Genomic DNA, 16,692 nt, shown 5'->3' with positions numbered 1-16,692 from the left:
TCCATGTGGCTGCCAATGAAACTGCTGCTGCTCCTTCGACAGATTCTTCCAAAGAACGCTGGCTTGCCTTTTTTGCTATCGTTTTAGGCGCCTTTGTCGCCATTCTGAACAACAGTCTGATCAACGTCGCCATTCCACGATTGACGACGGATTTAGGGTCAACGACGACACGTATTCAGTGGGTTATTACAGGTTACACGCTTGCATCCGGCGTAATCGTCCCGATTACCGGATATATGGAGCAGCGTATCGGGTACAAAAAGTTTTTGATTCTTGCGCTCAGCGTGTTCTCGCTGGGAACAGGAATATGTATTTTTGCATGGAGTGATTCTTCCCTGATTGCAGCGCGTGTACTGGCTGGTCTGGGCGGCGGTGTCATTATGCCGCTGAGTATGACGATTATTTACAAAATCATGCCGCGTGAACAAATCGGGATGTCCCTTGGTATATGGGGGATCGCCGCAATGGCCGCACCAGCTGTAGGGCCTACGCTGAGTGGCTACTTAATTGAATGGTTTAACTGGCGTTTCTTGTTTATTGTCAGTCTGCCGGTTGCTTTATTTGCCATTTTAATGGTCATCCTTCTCATCAAGGAGCCGCCTAAGGTAACGCCGAAACCGTTTGATCTGCCAGGATTTTTACTAGCGGCAACCTGTGCAGGAACACTCTTGTACGCACTGACAAACGGCCAGCGTGATGGCTGGACTTCTTTTGGGATTGTATCTCTGCTGTTTATTTCTTTCTGGGCACTTGTCTTTCTCATCTATGTAGAAAGCGGCAAGGATAATGCTGTAATTGAAATTTCATTATTCAAAAATTCAAAATATACGATTAGTGTTATCGCCTCCAGTCTGGTCATGATGGGGATGTATGGAGGAACGTTCCTTACACCGTTGTTTTTGCAAAATATTCAGCGCGTGTCACCGATTGATACTGGTATTATCCTCATTCCACAGGCCATTGCCATGGCGGCCATGATGCCTATCGCCGGGAAGCTGTTTGATAAGTTCGGCATTGTGCCTTTGGGACTTGTAGGCCTGACACTAACCAGCTTTATGACCTATCATCTTCATCAGCTTACGCCAGATACTTCGCATGCCTGGTTGGAAACCGTAATGGCATTACGAGGTCTGGGAATTGGTATTTGCATGATGCCATTGTCCACGGTCGGCATGAATGCTGTTCATCCGAGCAAGGTAGCCAATGCGTCTACAGCGTCCAATCTGGTACGTACTGTGGCTGCATCTATGGCGATTGCGGTACTGACCGCTATTATGCAAAGCCGTTCAGCTGCTCATGCCCAGCAAATTTCGGAGTCCATTACGCAGGACTCGGCTCATACGCTACAAGCAACATTGGGTAGCTCATGGATGTCATCCATAAGTAGTTTAATCACACTGGATGCTACATCGAGAGGAATTGGGGATACGTTCCTCATTTCATCTATACCGCTGTTTTGCACGATTCCACTCATCTTTTTGTTTATTCAGAGGAAGAAAGCAAAGACACAGCCGGAAGCTTAATAAAGAGAAACACAAAAATATCGACTGGATGGCTTACATTATTTCCACGGACAGAAAGAAAGGGAATTATCATGAAAATATTGAGAGTAGAAAGTACATTAGCGGCTTTAGTCCTCGGCGGCGCAGTGCTGGCAGGCTGCTCCAGTAATAGCGGAGCGGCTCAGGACATGGTCGTTCCAGTTAAAATTAGTCAAGCACAGCAGGGGATTATCGGACAGGGAAATATTTATACAGGTACGGTAACACCTTCGGAAACCGTCAATATTGTGCCTAAAGTAGGCGGTAAAGTGGTTGAGCTGCCTGTGGATATTGGTTCTGAGGTTAAAAAGGGCCAGGTCCTGTTCAAGCTTGACGATAAGGATATGCGTAACAATGTTGCAAAAGCTCGCGCCGCAGCAGCAGCCGCAGCAGCTGGCGTAAGTACCGCTCAAGCATCCCATGAATCAACGATGGTTCAAGCAACTTCGGGCTTAGTGCAGTCCAAGAGCGGTGTGATTCAATCCCAAAGCGCAATCAATCAGGCTCAGGGGGCTATTAATCAAGCAACTACAGCCGTAGAACAAGCGACACATGGTGTTTCCTCGGCAGCCAATACGGTGAAACAAACACAGCAAGCTTTGGCAGATGCACAAAAGAATGTAACACGTACACAAAGTCTGTTTGATGCTGGTGCGAGCACCCAAGCACAATTAGAACAAGCAAAAACCGCAGTTGTGAATGCGGAAGCGGCTTATAATAATGCACAAAATGCGCAGGCTAATGCAAAAGACCAATTGATAGCTGCTCAAAAGGCTCTAACTACAGCCCGTAACAGCTATGATACAGCAAAAAATAGCTACAGTAATGCTAACAGCGGCTACAGCAATGCGCAGAATCAGCTTAAAGTATCTCAAAATACGGCTGGCATCGAGTCTAGCCAACAATCTCTTAAGCAGGCACAACTGAATGTAAACATTGCTCAGGATGCATTGGATGACACCGTTGTTACATCACCGATCAATGGTATTGTGGGTACGAAAAATGCAGAAGTGGGCGAAATGGTATCCGCTCAGTCTCCTGCGCTAGTCATTGCTAACCTGAGTACGGTCAATACATTGATTTATGTCCCTGCGGAACAGATCAACAATGTAAAAGCAGGTGACAAGGTACAGGTTCGTGTTGCAGCCTCCAACATTGTAACAACAGGTACAGTAAAAAATGTAAGCCCGTTGGATGCAAGCGGAAAAGGTTATCCTGTAAAAATCTCAGTAGCCAATCCAGATATGAAACTGAAATCCGGCATGTTGGCTGATATCAGCTTTGTCGCTGCCAATGCGCAAGAAGGCATTGTTGTTCCTACTGCGGCAGTTCAAAAGGATCAAGGTAAAGAATATGTATATGTAGTAAGCGGCGATCATGCGAAACGCAAGGAAGTGAAAACTGTTCAAACGACAGGCTCACAAACACTCATTACCAGTGGCTTGAGCAAGGAAGAGAATGTGATTGTGAATAATCTGGCATTGCTGTCCGATAACTCACCGATTACAATTACCCAATAACTTGGTACTAAACTTGCGTTCTTTATAATAGTAGAAATTTATTATGGATACATTCCAAGGCAGCCCGCAATTGGGCTGTCTTGTTTTTATTTCATTTGCACATTTTACATAGGGTTAATGTCGATCTGGGACTTTTTTTGACGAACATTGGTAGAATAGGATAGACTAAATTGGAAATAGATAGTTTACGAGATCTCAGACAAGCGATCGGAGGAATTGTGAGATGGAAGTGAAATTGGTTGTAGATTATGAAGCTTATGAGAATGGCCAAACGATGGCTAAATCTATTGAGGAACTGGCAGCCAAGCCGGAGAGTGCCCAAGTTACGGATCTGATCATTGGAGATTGGGGCGGCGCCTATGAAAATTCACCAGATGATTTTATACCCGTGTTAGTGAAGCTAAAAGATCAATTTCCTAAGGTGCGCAAGCTGTTTATTGGTGATATGGAATATGATGAGTGTGAGGTATCATGGATTAACCAAACGAATCTGTCCCCGCTGTTAGAAGCGTTTCCAAAGCTTGAATCCTTACATATTAAAGGAAGCCAGGATCTGAGCTTGGAACCCCTTCGCCATAATCATCTTCAAGAATTGGTTATTATTTGTGGCGGTCTACCTGTGAGCGTCCTTCAGCAAATCCGTAATGCCGAACTGCCTGAACTGCGCAAGCTGGAGCTGTATTTGGGTGTCGAGGATTATGGTTTTGACGGTAAACTGGAAGATATTTTACCGTTTTTGGACAGCAATCCTTTTCCCAAACTTACATACTTGGGACTCAAAGATAGTGAGATACAGGATGAAATTGCCATTGCTGCTGCTAATGCCCCTGTGATTGGACAACTGGAAGTGCTGGATCTCTCACAAGGTACTTTGTCTGATCAAGGAGCAGAAGCGTTGCTGGGTAGTGAAAGTATAAAAGGACTGAAACATCTGGATTTGAGCTATCATTATATGTCTAGTGAAATGATGGGGCGCTGGAAAAACTCAGGTTTATCTGTGAACGTAGAAGATCAACAAGAAGCAGATGAAGAAGATGATTGGCGCTATCCATCACTGACAGAGTAATTTGCTCCAATGGATTTCTAAAACGGATTGACTTTAAAATTAAAAAGAATAAAAGTGAGGCGGCTCTATGATGAAGATGTGGGATAGTAATGTCAACGAGCCGTTTATCTTGTTCGGTAATTCGGGGAATCGTCGAACTACGGGGCTGCAGGAAGCACGAAGCAGATTAATGCTTCCGTCAGCTCTGGAGGTTTCCTATACAGATGTGTTGGGGGCCATTCGAGAGAAGCACAGTCTGAACGAACTGATGGTCAGGATAGCTGCACAAGCTGCGCAAGATAGCGTGAATGGCAGTGTCCAATTGCAAGAGAGCATTGATCAATTACTGAAAGGTCGGGTGGACAGAGGCCCGCTGCTACGTCTGGATGCACCGGGCGAAAACTTTGAGGTAGAGCGGGAGTTGATTGCTCTGGGCGCCCCGGATGCCGAGGGAGACGATTCTCTGTTGCCATGGCCGGAATGGGCACATGGCACAGGTATACTAGCGGCAGAAGCGCGCCGTTTGCAGGAACAGCGTGGTCGCATTTGGCACCCGGCACAATGGTTCCGGGGCTATTGCCGACTGCTGGCTTGGCTGCGGCATGAAGTAGATCGGCTCTGGCCTTCGTCGCGCTGGATGAACGATCCTGCGGAAGTAGCCGTCATGTTTGACAAACGGCGTTGTAGCGCCGTATTAGACCAGGCAGACATCAGGGTCCCGCCTGTGCTTACAGCTTCAGGCGGTGCTTTTCGTGATGCTGTTGATCTGCATGCAGCTATGAAAGAGAGTGGGTTTCACCGCGTATTTGTGAAAATATTTTGCGGGTCAGGCGCTTCTGGTGTCATGGCTTATCAGGTACATCCCAAAACGCATGCAGAGCTGGCGGTGACTACGATTGGAACAGAGATCATACACGGACAGCGAGTGTACTATAATGCCGGACGATTGCGTCGTTATACAGACAAGCAGGATATTCATGCCATCCTTAACTGGCTATGTTCGGAAGGGGTACATGTGGAACGCTGGATTCCCAAAGCGACCTTGAACGGACGTGTTTATGATGTGCGTCAACTCGTGTGTGAATCAGAGGCTTGTCATGCGGTTTTACGTTTGAGCCACAGCCCTATTACAAATCTACATTTGCGTAATGAGCGACTCTTGCTGGAGGAAGCCGGACTACCACAAAGTACGGTGGAATCGGTTCAGCATACTGCAAAAGCCGCCATGAGGGTTTTTCCAGCGTCGATGGTTGCTGGACTGGATGTGCTTGTTCCGGCTCACGGTGCTCGTCCCTACGTATTGGATGTTAATCCGTTCGGTGATTTACTGTACCGGGTTGAACATCAGGGTTGGAATCCATATGAATGGGAAATGTTGCACCTTGCTAATAGGAGCGTAGTTTTGGAAAGGAAAGACAGATAATGACTGATATGAATCAAATTGTTGGCTCTCATGATATTGTCATGATTACGCTGGATACCCTGCGTTATGATGTAGCCAAGCTGGAGGAAGAAAACTGTCCGAATTTATGCGGCTCCGGGTCGTGGGAAAAGCGCCATACACCAGGGAGCTTTACATATGCTGCACACCATGCTTTTTTTGGCGGATTTTTACCGACTCCGGCCAATACGGATAAGGCTTCACATGTCAGGTTGTTTCACACAAAAGATACGGGACTGCGTACGCATCCACATACCTGGCTGTTCGATGCTCCAGACATTGTGTCCGGGCTGGAGAACGAGGGCTATCGGACCATCTGTATCGGCGGCGTTATTTTTTTTACGAAGAAGAACAAGCTGGCCAAGGTGCTGCCCGGATATTTTCAAGAGAGCTACTGGCGCATGAACTTTGGCGTTACCAACCCCCGTTCAACAGAGCATCAGGTGAATCATGCCTTGAAGCTGTTAGAAAAGGCAGACCCTGCACAGCGCTTGTTTTTGTTTATGAATGTATCAGCCATCCATGGGCCTAATCATTATTTTGTAAAGGGCTCTTCAAAAGATTCAGTAGAGTCTCAACGAGCAGCTTTGCGGTATGTGGATGGTGAACTTGGACGCTTGTTTGATGCTTTGCGGAAGCGTGGCAAGACGTTTTACATGGCTTTTTCCGATCATGGTACAGCTTATGGGGAAGACGGCTACGAAGGGCATCGCCTGGCGCATGAGGTAGTGTGGAATGTGCCTTACCGCGAATTTATACTGTAGGACAAAAAGAAACGTAGTTTGCACTGGTAAATGATCAACAATCCAATCCAGCGCGAGGAAGGAGCAGAAATGAAAGCCATGAATCTGAATCACCTGCATCCAATGGGCCCAGCAACCCAGACTTCTCCGGGAATGGACACTAATTTAGTAACGTCTAGATTTCAGTGGCCGGATACTCCTGTAGAATGGGCACGTACGATCCGAGAAGCTCCCTATCGCTCCTATCTGTATTCTTACCCGCATAAAACGGCCTATCGTTCGTTCGATACACCGCTCCCATTGCAGGAATTGTGGGAGAAAGAAGAGTTGGAAAGCTATTTTTTGTATATGCATATACCGTTTTGCGCAGCTCGCTGTGGATTTTGTAACCTGTTCACTTTGCCGGACAAGCGTCAGGATGTGCATAAGGAGTATGTGGATGCGCTAGAAAGACAAGCTCGGCAATGGGCTCCAATTATGGAGGGTCGGCCTTTTTCGCGTTTTGCGATTGGCGGTGGTACACCGACCTTATTGGAGGCTCCTTTGGTGGAGCGTTTATTTGACATTGCGGAAAATATTATGGGATTGGACCCCAAGCGAGCTTCTATTTCAGTTGAAACCTCTCCAGACACTGTAACTGAGGATAGGCTGGAAGTGCTCAAACGCCGCGGTACAGATCGTGTCAGCATGGGAATCCAGAGCTTTGTAGAATCAGAAAGTGCCGCCATATACCGACCTCAGAAGCCCAAGCTTGTTAGAGAGGCACTTGAGCGGCTGGTAGAATACAATTTTCCTTTGCTCAACGTGGATCTGATCTATGGTCTGCCTGGTCAAACGGTGGAAACCTGGCTGTATTCTCTGGAGGAAGCTCTGTCTTATTCGCCAGGAGAGATCTTTCTTTACCCGTTATATATTCGTGAAAATACGATTTTAAAGCCCGGCTATACCGGGCTGGATCACGATATTCGCCTTAGCTTGTATGAAGTAGCGCGTGAACGGCTCAAACAGGCAGGATATGTACAATATTCCATGCGCCGTTTTGCTAAAAATGAGGGTACATCCAGCAAAGAGCTTTTGCCCTACAGTTGCCAGGAGGAGGGCATGGCTGGATTGGGGTGCGGAGCACGCTCTTATACACGCGATGTACACTATGCCAGCCGGTATGGTGTCAGTACAGCAGCCACACGTAGTATTATCGCGGATTATGTGGCGGCGGAGCGTCATGATCTGGCTGACTACGGCTTTATTTTAAATGCGGATGAGCGTAAGCGACGCTTTATCCTGAAGGCACTTCTTCATCGGGAAGGATTGGAACTATGCGCCTATGCAGAGCGCTTCGGTGTATCCCTGGAAGACGATTTTACAGGAATGTCACTGCTGCTAGAATCGGGTATGGCTGTGGTCGAGGAGGGTACGCTTCGACTTACGGAGGAAGGAATGGCCTATTCCGATGCGATTGGGGACTGGATGATTTCCACATCAGTACGTGAGCGTATGGAAGGATATGTAGGCGCATGAGAGCGACCTTATATTATCGTGGTTCGCTGACCTCATGCAACTATTCTTGCCCTTACTGCCCATTCAGTAAAAACGTCGATAGTCGGGAAACGTTGAACAAGGATCGGGCGCAGTTGGAACGTTTTGCTGATTGGGTACGAGAGCAGGGCGCTTTGGGGCACCAGCTCTCCATTTTTTTTAATCCATATGGAGAAGCCTTGATTCATTCCTGGTATCGTAAGACCATGATTGAGTTCTCCCATATGGCGCATGTGGAAAAAGTGGCCGTACAGACGAACCTTTCGGCTAAGCTGGATTGGACAAAAGAACTAAATCCAGAGACGGCTGCGCTGTGGGCTACATATCATCCTGGAGAAACCAAAGAGCAAGCTTTTATATCGCAGGCTATGAAGCTATATGAACTTGGCATTTCCTATAGTGTCGGTACAGTTGGATTGAGACAGGCGTTCCCGGCTATTCGTTCTTTGCGGGCGCAACTTCCAAAAGAAGTATATATGTGGGTCAACGCCTACAAGGACCGCCCCCATTATTATACGGATGCTGAGGTTGCCGAATTAACTGCGATAGATCCCTATTTCCAATGGAATTTAAAGGATTATAGTAGCCAGGGGCGAGCATGTCGCGCGGGAGAAGATGTATTTTACGTCCAAGGTGACGGACGAGTAAAACACTGCTATCAGGATCGCCGTGTGATTGGACACCTGTACAGAGACGGTCTGGAGGGGCTGAGCGCCCAGCGTCCGTGCCGGATGAAAGAATGCGGTTGTTATATCGGTTATATCCATATGGAAGAGCAGCCATTTCGGGAAATGTACGGTAACGGCTTGCTCGAAAGGGTGCCGCATACAACCATGATGATCCATTAGACAAAAAAGAGAAAAAAAAGAACCGCCCTTGCCATCAGGCAAAGAGCGGTTCTTCTGTTTGGAAATAAGTTTGTACGATTGCCTATGCAATTTAATTAAATTTGGACAATAGCAGTAATTTCTTCATCCAGATCCAATCTGACCTGCTCGCGATAGGCACGAATATTGTATTCGGAATGAAGATATCTCAGAATCGCTTCTATCATATTAGCTTCCACTAGATATTGACTGCGTCCCTGGACATGAACTTCGGCTGTATAGCCTGTATCTTCATCCCAGCTTAGCTCCACAACCACATCGGTTGGTTGTACGCCCTTGCGTTCAGCCATATGCAGGCAAATGGCATTGACAATCTCATCCATGCTTAAAATCATAACTTAGTAACGTCCTCCACGAGAATCATCTGGTCTACGGCGATTTTTGATAGCTCGGTAGATACCTACACCAACCATAATCAGAACATAAATAGCTAGAACGTTAACGACCAGACCAAGCAAGCTACCCAATGCACCCATGTTGCCGAACAATCCGCCAAAGAGCATACCTGCCAAGCCGCCCAGCATCATACCTTTGAGGAACCCACCACCGCCACCAAGGAACCCACCGGTTCTGCTTGTGTTGCCCGTAGTAGCACTAGATTTAGTTCCACTATCAGACTTATTGATGCCGCTGCTGTCATTCGCTTTGCTTGGTGTAGATTGGTATGATTTTGGTCCGGATTTAAATCCGCCACCACGCCTTGCATCAGCTGTAGATGGTGCGATCATAGCAATGAGTAGGGTGAAAGCCATCATCAGCATCATCATATTTTTCAAAGTGAATGTCTTTTTCATGTAAATATAATCCCCCTTAGTAATTTGTGTTATAGGTCAAACAACCGCTTACCCGTAATACGATATAGCATGGAAAAGGGTTTCAAAGAATTTTAATTTTTAAAAAATTAAACGATAACGTACATAAATCCCATACACGGATTGATAAAAACGTTCAGCTTTAGGGTTTAAGTAAAAACGGATTCGTGTCTGCTCTGACATCACCGGCAAGCAGCATGCGCAGCACCATTTGGCACCATTCCAGGCCTGCTCTAGCATTTAAAAGCCCTTTTTGCACTAAAATATAGTCACCGAAATTCTTACTGCCAAAGTGTAAATTTTCTGCGGGAATGTCGTTCAGTATATCCTCTAGATGCTGGATTTTCTGAATAAAATAACGTTTACGTTCTTCCAGCATACGATTGGCACTCGTCTTGTCCGTCAACCAGAGACAGAATAATCGAAGGCTTAATTCGTCCCGTGTAACCGGAGCAGCTAACGTTTCCTGAGACCATTGCTGAAGCATATGGATTCCCTTGTCGGTAATGGTATACATTTTTTTATCAGGCTTGTCGGATTGCTGAATCCATCGGGAGGCTAGCAGTTCCTTGCTCTCCATACGGGCCAGTAGCGGATAGATCTGACTGTGCTTGGCCTGCCAAAAAGGCTGTATACGCAGCATCAGATCATAGCCGGAGGATTCCTCTCTGGCGAGTAGCCCCAACAGACCATACGATAGTAAATTCATATATCTTATCTCCTTCATCCATCTTAGTGACGGTTGTAACAGCTCTGCGGCAGATCATCTGCGGCTTCATAAAAAGTGTACACTGAAACTGTATGGTTTGACAACTTTCACACTGGTCGTTCACAGGTTAGCCAAAATTAGCTGGGGGCATTCTGTATGTATATGTGCTTTTTTTCATAGAAACAGGGTAGTTTAAGCACGTATGTACGCGCCTGAACTACCCCGGTAACTAGATATAGTGTTTACTGGTTATTCCCATCAACAACAAGTGTTAACGCTCCTGTATCTGGATGTATTACCATGCCATGAACGGGCGTATTCGGAGGGAGAAGGGGATGGTTTTTAATAAGCTTCACTGTAGTCTGTACCCCTTCTTCAATGTTGTCAAAACCTTTTAACCATTTATTCAGCTTAATACCTGAATTCTCCAATGTACTCAGCACTTCCTGCGAAATTCCGCGATCAAGCATTTCATTAACCATGTGATCAGCGTTTAATGCAGCCATACCGCATTCATAATGACCTACAACGAGCACTTCGTCTGCTCCCAGCTCATATAGAGCGACTAGCACACTACGCATTACACTTCCAAAAGGCTGTGAAATAATTGCACCCGCATTTTTAATGATTTTGACATCACCGTTACGCAGGTTCATGGCTTTGGGAAGCAACTCCGTTAGCCGCGTATCCATACAGGTTATGATAACCATTTTTTTATTAGGGAACTTGCCTGTTCTATAGGCCTCGTATTCTTTGTTTTCTACGAAAACACGATTGTACTCTAAAATTTCTTGGATGTGATCCACGATTGTTCCCTCCAGATTCTAATAAAGTTTAATATGTACCGCCCAACGTTTGATCCAGGTATTAGGAGCTGGTCGTACATGTTGTGTGTTGATTATACTTTTTAATATAATTATCATCAAGTATAGGTATCTAAAAATTTTAACCATTTTAAGTTAAAGAGGTGTCCCTAATTATGGAGCAACAAACGTTGGATCAATGGACGGCTTTAAAGGAAATTGCACACAAAATCAGTGGTTACGGCGAAGCAGTCGGCTTGCTGCACTGGGATTTACGGACAGGCGCTCCACGTAAGGGCGTTGACATCCGGTCGGAGACGTTGGGCATGCTGTCCACGGAAATGTTCAAGCTGATGATCTCGGATGAAATGGGGCAGTTGCTGCAATTTTTTGCCGCAAAAGACAAGCTGGAGCAACTGGAAGACAATGATCGCAGACTGGTAGAGGAATGTCGCAAAAATTATGACCTAAATCGTTCGGTTCCGGCAGACCGCTACCGGGAGTATAGCATTTTAGCGGCTCAGGCGGAAAGCAAGTGGGAGGAAGCAAAGGAACATAGCGACTTTGCCGGATTCGAACCGTACTTGTCTAAAATCGTAGACATGAAGCGCGAGTTTATCGGTTACTGGGGGGTTAAGGATACAGAGTACGACACACTTTTGGATCAATATGAGCCAGGGATGACGGTTGAAAAGCTGGATGCGGTCTTTGATCGTCTCAAAAAGCGCCTTGTACCCCTATTGTCTAAAATTCAGGCTTCACCCAATCAGCCGGATAAAAGCTTTTTAGACGGTGTATTTGATGTAAAGCAGCAGGAAAAGTTCAGTCTGTTCATTTTAGGTCAGATGGGTTATGACTTTGACGCAGGTCGTTTGGATGAGAGTGTGCATCCATTTGCGACAGGGTTAAATCCAGGTGATGTGCGTATAACAACACATTATTTGCAAGATGATGTAACCAGTGCTATTTTCAGCTCCCTGCATGAAGGAGGGCATGCACTGTACGAACAAAATATTGCCCCTGAGCTAGCAGGATCACTACTGACCGGAGGAACCTCTATGGGGATACATGAATCCCAGTCCCGCTTGTGGGAAAATAAAATCGGACGCAGTCGTGCTTTCTGGGATCGGTATTACGATGATCTGCAAAAGCATTTTCCTGATCGTTTGGCGAAGGTCACGGCTGAGCAATTTTACCGGGCAGTCAACCGCGTGGAAAATTCATTGATTCGTATTGAAGCGGATGAGCTGACATATAATTTACATATTATTGTCCGCTATGAAATTGAGAAAATGCTGTTTAATGAAAAGCTGGATGTAAAGCGTCTCCCTGAGGTATGGAATGCAAAATATAAAGAATACCTGGGACTTCTTCCCCCGAGCGATGGGCTGGGCGTACTTCAAGACGTTCACTGGTCCGGTGGTGACTTTGGCTATTTTGCTTCGTACTCGCTTGGCAATATGTATGCAGCGCAAATTTTGGCGACTCTGCGCAAAGAGCTGCCGAACCTGGATGAGCTGATTGCTGCTGGTGAGCTGGAGCCGATTAAGCAATGGCTGACTGAACGGATTTACCGTTACGGCAAGAGTCGGACGCCGTCTGAGTTGATTGTAGCCATTACAGGTGAGGATCTGAATCCCGATTATCTCGCCGACTATCTGGAAGAGAAATATACATCCATATACAAGCTGTGATTTAGAAGTTGTTATATAATCACACACAAAAACCCCGCGTTCTTAGGCAAATGCGGGGTTTTTGTGTGCGATTAACCATTATATCGACAGCCGCATAACAATATATGAAGTCAACGATGCAAAAAGGTGGGGAGGGAACAAGGATGAAAAACGGCACTCGTTTCAAAGCAGTGGTGGCTGCGGCACTACTCGGATTACTGTTGCTCAGTGGGTGTGCCCCCAAAGGGGAACAAACGATTGAGATCAGACTTGGCGAGGTAGCCCGTACGGTCTTTTATGCGCCGCAGTATGTAGCCTTGAGCCAGGGGATGTTTGCTCAGGAGGGACTGGATGTTCAGCTGGCTACGATCCCTGGGGGAGACAAGGCGATGACGGCGTTGTTGTCCAATCAGGCAGATATCGCGCTGATCGGCGCAGAAACATCTATTTATGTGTATCAGCAAGGAGCAGAGGACCCTATCATTAATTTCGCCCAGCTGACACAGAAGGACGGAACCTTTTTGTTTGCACGGCAGACGCAGGATAGCTTTGACTGGGAAAAGCTGAAACAACAAAATTTTTTGGGACAACGCAAGGGCGGAATGCCACAAATGTCACTTGAATTTACGCTTCGCAAACACGGCATTGATCCTCATAAGGATCTGAAGCTGATTCAAAATATTGATTTTGCCAATGTCGCCTCTGCTTTTGGCTCAGGTACAGGGGATTACGTACAGCTGTTTGAGCCACAGGCATCTATTTTTGAAAAGGAAGGTCGGGGGAGGGTGGTTGCCTCCATCGGCGTAGAGAGTGGCGAGTTGCCATATACGGTATATATGGCGAAGCAAAGCTATCTAAGCACCAATAGCGAGGCCGCTCAGAAATTTACAAATGCCATATATCGGGCACAACAGTGGATTGCTGCGCATTCACCTGAACAGATCGCCGAAGCAATTACGCCTTATTTTAAAGATACAGAATTAGCTGTTTTGACGAGTAGTATCAAGCGCTACAAGGAACAGAGTACCTATGCTATGAACCCGATGATTGAGGAAAAGGAATGGAAGAATTTACAGGATGTCATGGCCTCGGCAGGTGAGCTGAAAAGCCCTGTTGCACTAGATAAGCTGGTCAACTCAAGCTTTGCAAAACAGGCGATCTCCTCCAACTCTATCGGGAATACTGAGACAGATGTGAAAAAGAGCGCAACTGAAGCTACGGATACAGCTGTCGATGCTGGAGGTTCACCATGATGGAAGAACAGAGTGGTCTCACTGCGGATGTGACGATCCCGATGGTGAGAATGGAGCAAGTGACCCATGTGTATGTAACAGATCGGGAAGCTTCACTTGCGGTTGAGAATATCGATTTTTCCGTAAATACAGGGGAGTTTGTCAGTTTAGTCGGTCCAAGCGGCTGTGGCAAAACGACGATCCTGTCTATGATCGCCGGGCTGCTGCGTCCAGCGGCAGGTCAAGTTATGCTGCAAGGTCAGCCGGTAAGTGGCCCGAGCCCTGAGGTCGGTTACATGTTGCAGCAGGATTATCTCTTCCCGTGGCGGACGATCATGGATAACGCATTGTTAGGTCTGGAACTAAGCAACAGAGTAGATGAAGCTGCGCGTGAGCGTACACGGTTATTGCTGGAAGGCATGGGTCTGGGAGGAAAGGAGCATTTGCATCCATCCCAGTTGTCTGGAGGAATGCGCCAGCGTGTGGCGCTGGTACGGACGCTGGCGACTAATCCGGGACTGCTGCTGCTGGATGAGCCGTTCTCCGCGCTGGATTATCAAACCAAGCTACAGCTGGAGGACCTTGTTGTGCAAACCTTGCGGGAGCGAGAGAAAACGGCGATTTTAGTCACGCACGATTTGGCCGAGGCGATTGCAGTCAGCGACCGGGTTATAGTGATGGGGCGAAATCCTGGTCATATTCGGCGTACCTTTGAAATTCCGGATTCCATCCGGGAAGCCCAGCCTTTTTATGCACGCGAGCAGCCGGGCTTTAATGAGCTTTTTCATGAAATATGGGGGGAACTGGAGGCTTCGGGAGCAAAGGAGTGAGTTAACGTATGAAGAACGAAGCTGATCAGCTTGAGCAACGATGGATTCAAGGACTGCATCAGACGTATTTGCGTAACAGGCGTTTGCAAAAGTGGTTAGTAACAGGTGTGCAGACAGCTATTTTGCTGCTTTTATTTGTATTGTGGGAAATTGCAGGTCGTTTGAAGTGGATTGATGTACTGTTGTTTAGCTACCCTAGCAAAATTCTCACACAGATTGGCAAGGATGCGGTCAGCGGTGAATTATGGGGGCATGTAGGTGTCACTGTTGGAGAAACAATGGCAGGTTTTTTGCTTGGCACACTGCTCGGTACACTGCTGGCGGTACTTATTTGGTGGTCGCCGTTTTTGTCGAGGGTGCTTGACCCGTATATGGTCGTGTTTAACAGTATGCCCAAGGTAGCGCTGGGCCCGATTTTTATCGTCATGTTTGGGGCAGGTTTTACCGCGATTCTGATGACGACCCTCTCCATTACGGTTATCATTACGACACTTGTGGTGTACAACAGCTTTCAGGAAGTCGATTCGAATTTGATCAAAGTGGTTCGCACGTTTGGGGGATCACGTCGTGATACGTTTCAAAAGGTAATTTTGCCCGCATCCTTTCCCGCAATTGTCTCTACGCTAAAAGTGAATGTCGGCATGGCGTGGGTTGGCGTGATTGTGGGTGAATTTTTGGTGGCTAAAAATGGCTTAGGCTATTTGATTATTTATGGTTTTCAGGTATTCAATTTCACGCTGGTCATGTCCAGTTTGTTGATCATTGCTGTCGTAGCTACACTGATGTATCAGGCAGTCGTGTATGTGGAGCACCGCCTGCTTTCGGGTCGCCCTCATCGGTAATTATTAAATTTCTGAATATTTGTGTAAAACGTGAAAATAAAGTACCATGAAAATGAAATACTTAATATTTATGAAAATGAGAAAACAGATTTCATCTAGAGAGGACAGAATTTTTTCATGGGCTTTCGTACGATTAAAACGGCTATTGCCGCATTAATGGCCGTACTTATTGCAGAGGGAGTAGGCATTCACGGAGCCACCTCGGCAGGGCTTTTAGCAATTTTGGGGGTGGATGTCACACGCAAGAGAAGTCTCCGTACCATTTCGGCTAGATTTTTTGCATCCGTCGTGGGACTTCTTTTTGCTTGTGTTTTGTTTGTGGTATTCGGATTCCATGATTGGGTACTTGCATTATATATTTTAACGGCGTTTCCGGTCATTGTACGGGTAGGCTTTAAGGAAGGCATTGTCACGGGTTCAGTCGTAGTTTTCCGAGTATTCAGCGGCGGTGTGATTGATATGGAGGTGCTGCTGACCCAGCTGGCTCTGCTGGTGATTGGACTGGGTTCTGCGATGGTTGTCAATTTAGCTTATATGCCGCGTTCTGATAATACAATGCAACAAATCCGGCAGGAGGTGGATCGGACATTTTCTGTTATTTTCAGAAATATGGCCAACACGCTGCGTAGTCCGGCATACATATGGGATGGCAAGGAAGTTATTGAAGCGGACAGCGTGATCACCAAAGGGGTCACTGAGGCGGGGCGTTCATTGGAGAATCAAATGCTTCGTCCCCAAGAGGGCTGGAATGTGTATTTTTATATGCGCAAAGAACAGCTGGATTCGATTCAAAACATGATGCAGTTGATCGCACAAATGTATCAGCATATGCCGCAGGCCAAGCTTTTGGCCGAGCTGTTCGACCAGCTTAGCAACGACGTTTTGGCTGGACATTATACGGGGCAGACTGAGAAGCTGTTAGAGCAGGTTCGTGAAGAATTTAAAGCGATGGAGCTTCCTGCCACACGGGAGGAATTCGAGATCCGTTCGGCATTATTGCAGCTTACACATGAGCTTCATCAGTATTTGAAAATCGCTAAAAAGGACAAGGCCCCTACTCCAGTGAAAAATTAGAGTA

16 protein-coding genes are annotated in these 16,692 nt (G+C 46.6%); 12 read left to right on the top strand and 4 right to left on the bottom strand.

The features are described from left to right. Positions 1-5 precede the first annotated feature (5 nt). From HFD99_RS00190 to HFD99_RS00160, 7 genes are all read left to right on the top strand, one after another. Complete coding sequence (locus HFD99_RS00190) at positions 6-1,523, top strand: DHA2 family efflux MFS transporter permease subunit (protein WP_016822117.1); 1,518 nt, start codon at positions 6-8, stop codon at positions 1,521-1,523. Positions 1,524-1,594: 71 nt separating this feature from the next. Then, entirely contained in the window at positions 1,595-3,061 is a 1,467-nt protein-coding gene (locus tag HFD99_RS00185) for an efflux RND transporter periplasmic adaptor subunit (RefSeq protein ID WP_016822116.1), read from the top strand. Positions 3,062-3,284: 223 nt separating this feature from the next. Beyond that, complete coding sequence (locus HFD99_RS00180) at positions 3,285-4,127, top strand: STM4015 family protein (protein ID WP_090890245.1); 843 nt, start codon at positions 3,285-3,287, stop codon at positions 4,125-4,127. A gap of 67 nt (positions 4,128-4,194) precedes the next feature. Beyond that, the gene (locus HFD99_RS00175; RefSeq protein WP_117289600.1) at positions 4,195-5,529 is read left to right on the top strand and encodes an STM4014 family protein; all 1,335 of its coding nucleotides are present in this window, start codon (positions 4,195-4,197) and stop codon (positions 5,527-5,529) included. Next, entirely contained in the window at positions 5,529-6,311 is a 783-nt protein-coding gene (locus HFD99_RS00170; protein WP_117289598.1) for an STM4013/SEN3800 family hydrolase, read from the top strand. The genes HFD99_RS00175 and HFD99_RS00170 overlap by 1 nt, the downstream gene beginning before the upstream one ends. A 69-nt stretch (positions 6,312-6,380) precedes the next feature. Next, entirely contained in the window at positions 6,381-7,808 is a 1,428-nt protein-coding gene (locus HFD99_RS00165) for an STM4012 family radical SAM protein (protein ID WP_117289596.1), read from the top strand. Continuing rightward, positions 7,805-8,674, top strand: coding sequence for an STM4011 family radical SAM protein (locus HFD99_RS00160; RefSeq protein WP_117289594.1), 870 nt, complete (start codon positions 7,805-7,807; stop codon positions 8,672-8,674). Before HFD99_RS00165 ends, HFD99_RS00160 begins: the two co-directional genes overlap by 4 nt. Positions 8,675-8,769: 95 nt before the next feature. On the opposite strand, the gene HFD99_RS00155 is transcribed toward HFD99_RS00160, so the two are convergent. The 4 genes from HFD99_RS00155 to HFD99_RS00140 all read right to left on the bottom strand — a co-directional run bounded on the left by HFD99_RS00155 (position 8,770) and on the right by HFD99_RS00140 (position 11,040). Next, positions 8,770-9,048 (bottom strand): YxcD family protein, encoded by a 279-nt coding sequence (locus HFD99_RS00155; RefSeq protein WP_016822110.1) that lies wholly within the window; start codon positions 9,046-9,048, stop codon positions 8,770-8,772. Positions 9,049-9,051: 3 nt separating this feature from the next. After that, on the bottom strand, positions 9,052-9,507 hold the full coding sequence (locus tag HFD99_RS00150; protein ID WP_016822109.1) for a hypothetical protein: 456 nt from the start codon (positions 9,505-9,507) through the stop codon (positions 9,052-9,054). Positions 9,508-9,667: 160 nt separating this feature from the next. Then, on the bottom strand, positions 9,668-10,234 hold the full coding sequence (locus HFD99_RS00145; RefSeq protein ID WP_016822108.1) for a PadR family transcriptional regulator: 567 nt from the start codon (positions 10,232-10,234) through the stop codon (positions 9,668-9,670). Between the two features lie 242 nt (positions 10,235-10,476). Further along, positions 10,477-11,040: a beta-class carbonic anhydrase gene (locus HFD99_RS00140; RefSeq protein ID WP_016822107.1), complete on the bottom strand. Its 564-nt coding sequence runs from the start codon at positions 11,038-11,040 to the stop codon at positions 10,477-10,479. A 173-nt stretch (positions 11,041-11,213) separates the two neighbouring features. Between HFD99_RS00140 and HFD99_RS00135 the strand changes: the two genes are divergently transcribed. The 5 genes from HFD99_RS00135 (at position 11,214) to HFD99_RS00115 (ending at position 16,688) form a co-directional block, all read left to right on the top strand. Further along, positions 11,214-12,731: a carboxypeptidase M32 gene (locus HFD99_RS00135; protein ID WP_117289592.1), complete on the top strand. Its 1,518-nt coding sequence runs from the start codon at positions 11,214-11,216 to the stop codon at positions 12,729-12,731. Between the two features lie 143 nt (positions 12,732-12,874). Then, the gene (locus HFD99_RS00130) at positions 12,875-13,963 is read left to right on the top strand and encodes an ABC transporter substrate-binding protein (protein ID WP_017427607.1); all 1,089 of its coding nucleotides are present in this window, start codon (positions 12,875-12,877) and stop codon (positions 13,961-13,963) included. Beyond that, complete coding sequence (locus tag HFD99_RS00125) at positions 13,960-14,772, top strand: ABC transporter ATP-binding protein (protein WP_016822104.1); 813 nt, start codon at positions 13,960-13,962, stop codon at positions 14,770-14,772. The genes HFD99_RS00130 and HFD99_RS00125 overlap by 4 nt, the downstream gene beginning before the upstream one ends. A gap of 8 nt (positions 14,773-14,780) precedes the next feature. Continuing rightward, complete coding sequence (locus tag HFD99_RS00120; protein WP_016822103.1) at positions 14,781-15,614, top strand: ABC transporter permease; 834 nt, start codon at positions 14,781-14,783, stop codon at positions 15,612-15,614. A gap of 117 nt (positions 15,615-15,731) precedes the next feature. Then, positions 15,732-16,688 carry an aromatic acid exporter family protein gene (locus HFD99_RS00115; protein ID WP_013371555.1) on the top strand — a complete coding sequence of 319 codons (957 nt, stop codon included), beginning with the start codon at positions 15,732-15,734 and terminating at the stop codon, positions 16,686-16,688. The last annotated feature ends 4 nt before the right edge of the window (positions 16,689-16,692 follow it).

The sequence above is a fragment of the Paenibacillus sp. EKM301P genome (genome assembly GCF_011800295.1).
Taxonomy (GTDB): Bacteria; Bacillota; Bacilli; order Paenibacillales; family Paenibacillaceae; genus Paenibacillus; species Paenibacillus polymyxa.
This window is presented reverse-complemented; position numbering and strand designations above follow the sequence as displayed.

Bases quoted from the DNA above. Each gene is read 5' to 3' on its own strand.
- HFD99_RS00185 (WP_016822116.1), top strand. From the start codon at position 1,595: ATGAAAATATTGAGAGTAGAAAGTACATTAGCGGCTTTAGTCCTCGGC.
- HFD99_RS00180 (WP_090890245.1), top strand. From the start codon at position 3,285: ATGGAAGTGAAATTGGTTGTAGATTATGAAGCTTATGAGAATGGCCAA.
- HFD99_RS00175 (WP_117289600.1), top strand. From the start codon at position 4,195: ATGATGAAGATGTGGGATAGTAATGTCAACGAGCCGTTTATCTTGTTC.
- HFD99_RS00170 (WP_117289598.1), top strand. From the start codon at position 5,529: ATGACTGATATGAATCAAATTGTTGGCTCTCATGATATTGTCATGATT.
- HFD99_RS00165 (WP_117289596.1), top strand. From the start codon at position 6,381: ATGAAAGCCATGAATCTGAATCACCTGCATCCAATGGGCCCAGCAACC.
- HFD99_RS00160 (WP_117289594.1), top strand. From the start codon at position 7,805: ATGAGAGCGACCTTATATTATCGTGGTTCGCTGACCTCATGCAACTAT.
- HFD99_RS00155 (WP_016822110.1), bottom strand. From the start codon at position 9,048: ATGATTTTAAGCATGGATGAGATTGTCAATGCCATTTGCCTGCATATG.
- HFD99_RS00150 (WP_016822109.1), bottom strand. From the start codon at position 9,507: ATGAAAAAGACATTCACTTTGAAAAATATGATGATGCTGATGATGGCT.
- HFD99_RS00145 (WP_016822108.1), bottom strand. From the start codon at position 10,234: ATGAATTTACTATCGTATGGTCTGTTGGGGCTACTCGCCAGAGAGGAA.
- HFD99_RS00135 (WP_117289592.1), top strand. From the start codon at position 11,214: ATGGAGCAACAAACGTTGGATCAATGGACGGCTTTAAAGGAAATTGCA.
- HFD99_RS00130 (WP_017427607.1), top strand. From the start codon at position 12,875: ATGAAAAACGGCACTCGTTTCAAAGCAGTGGTGGCTGCGGCACTACTC.
- HFD99_RS00125 (WP_016822104.1), top strand. From the start codon at position 13,960: ATGATGGAAGAACAGAGTGGTCTCACTGCGGATGTGACGATCCCGATG.
- HFD99_RS00120 (WP_016822103.1), top strand. From the start codon at position 14,781: ATGAAGAACGAAGCTGATCAGCTTGAGCAACGATGGATTCAAGGACTG.
- HFD99_RS00115 (WP_013371555.1), top strand. From the start codon at position 15,732: ATGGGCTTTCGTACGATTAAAACGGCTATTGCCGCATTAATGGCCGTA.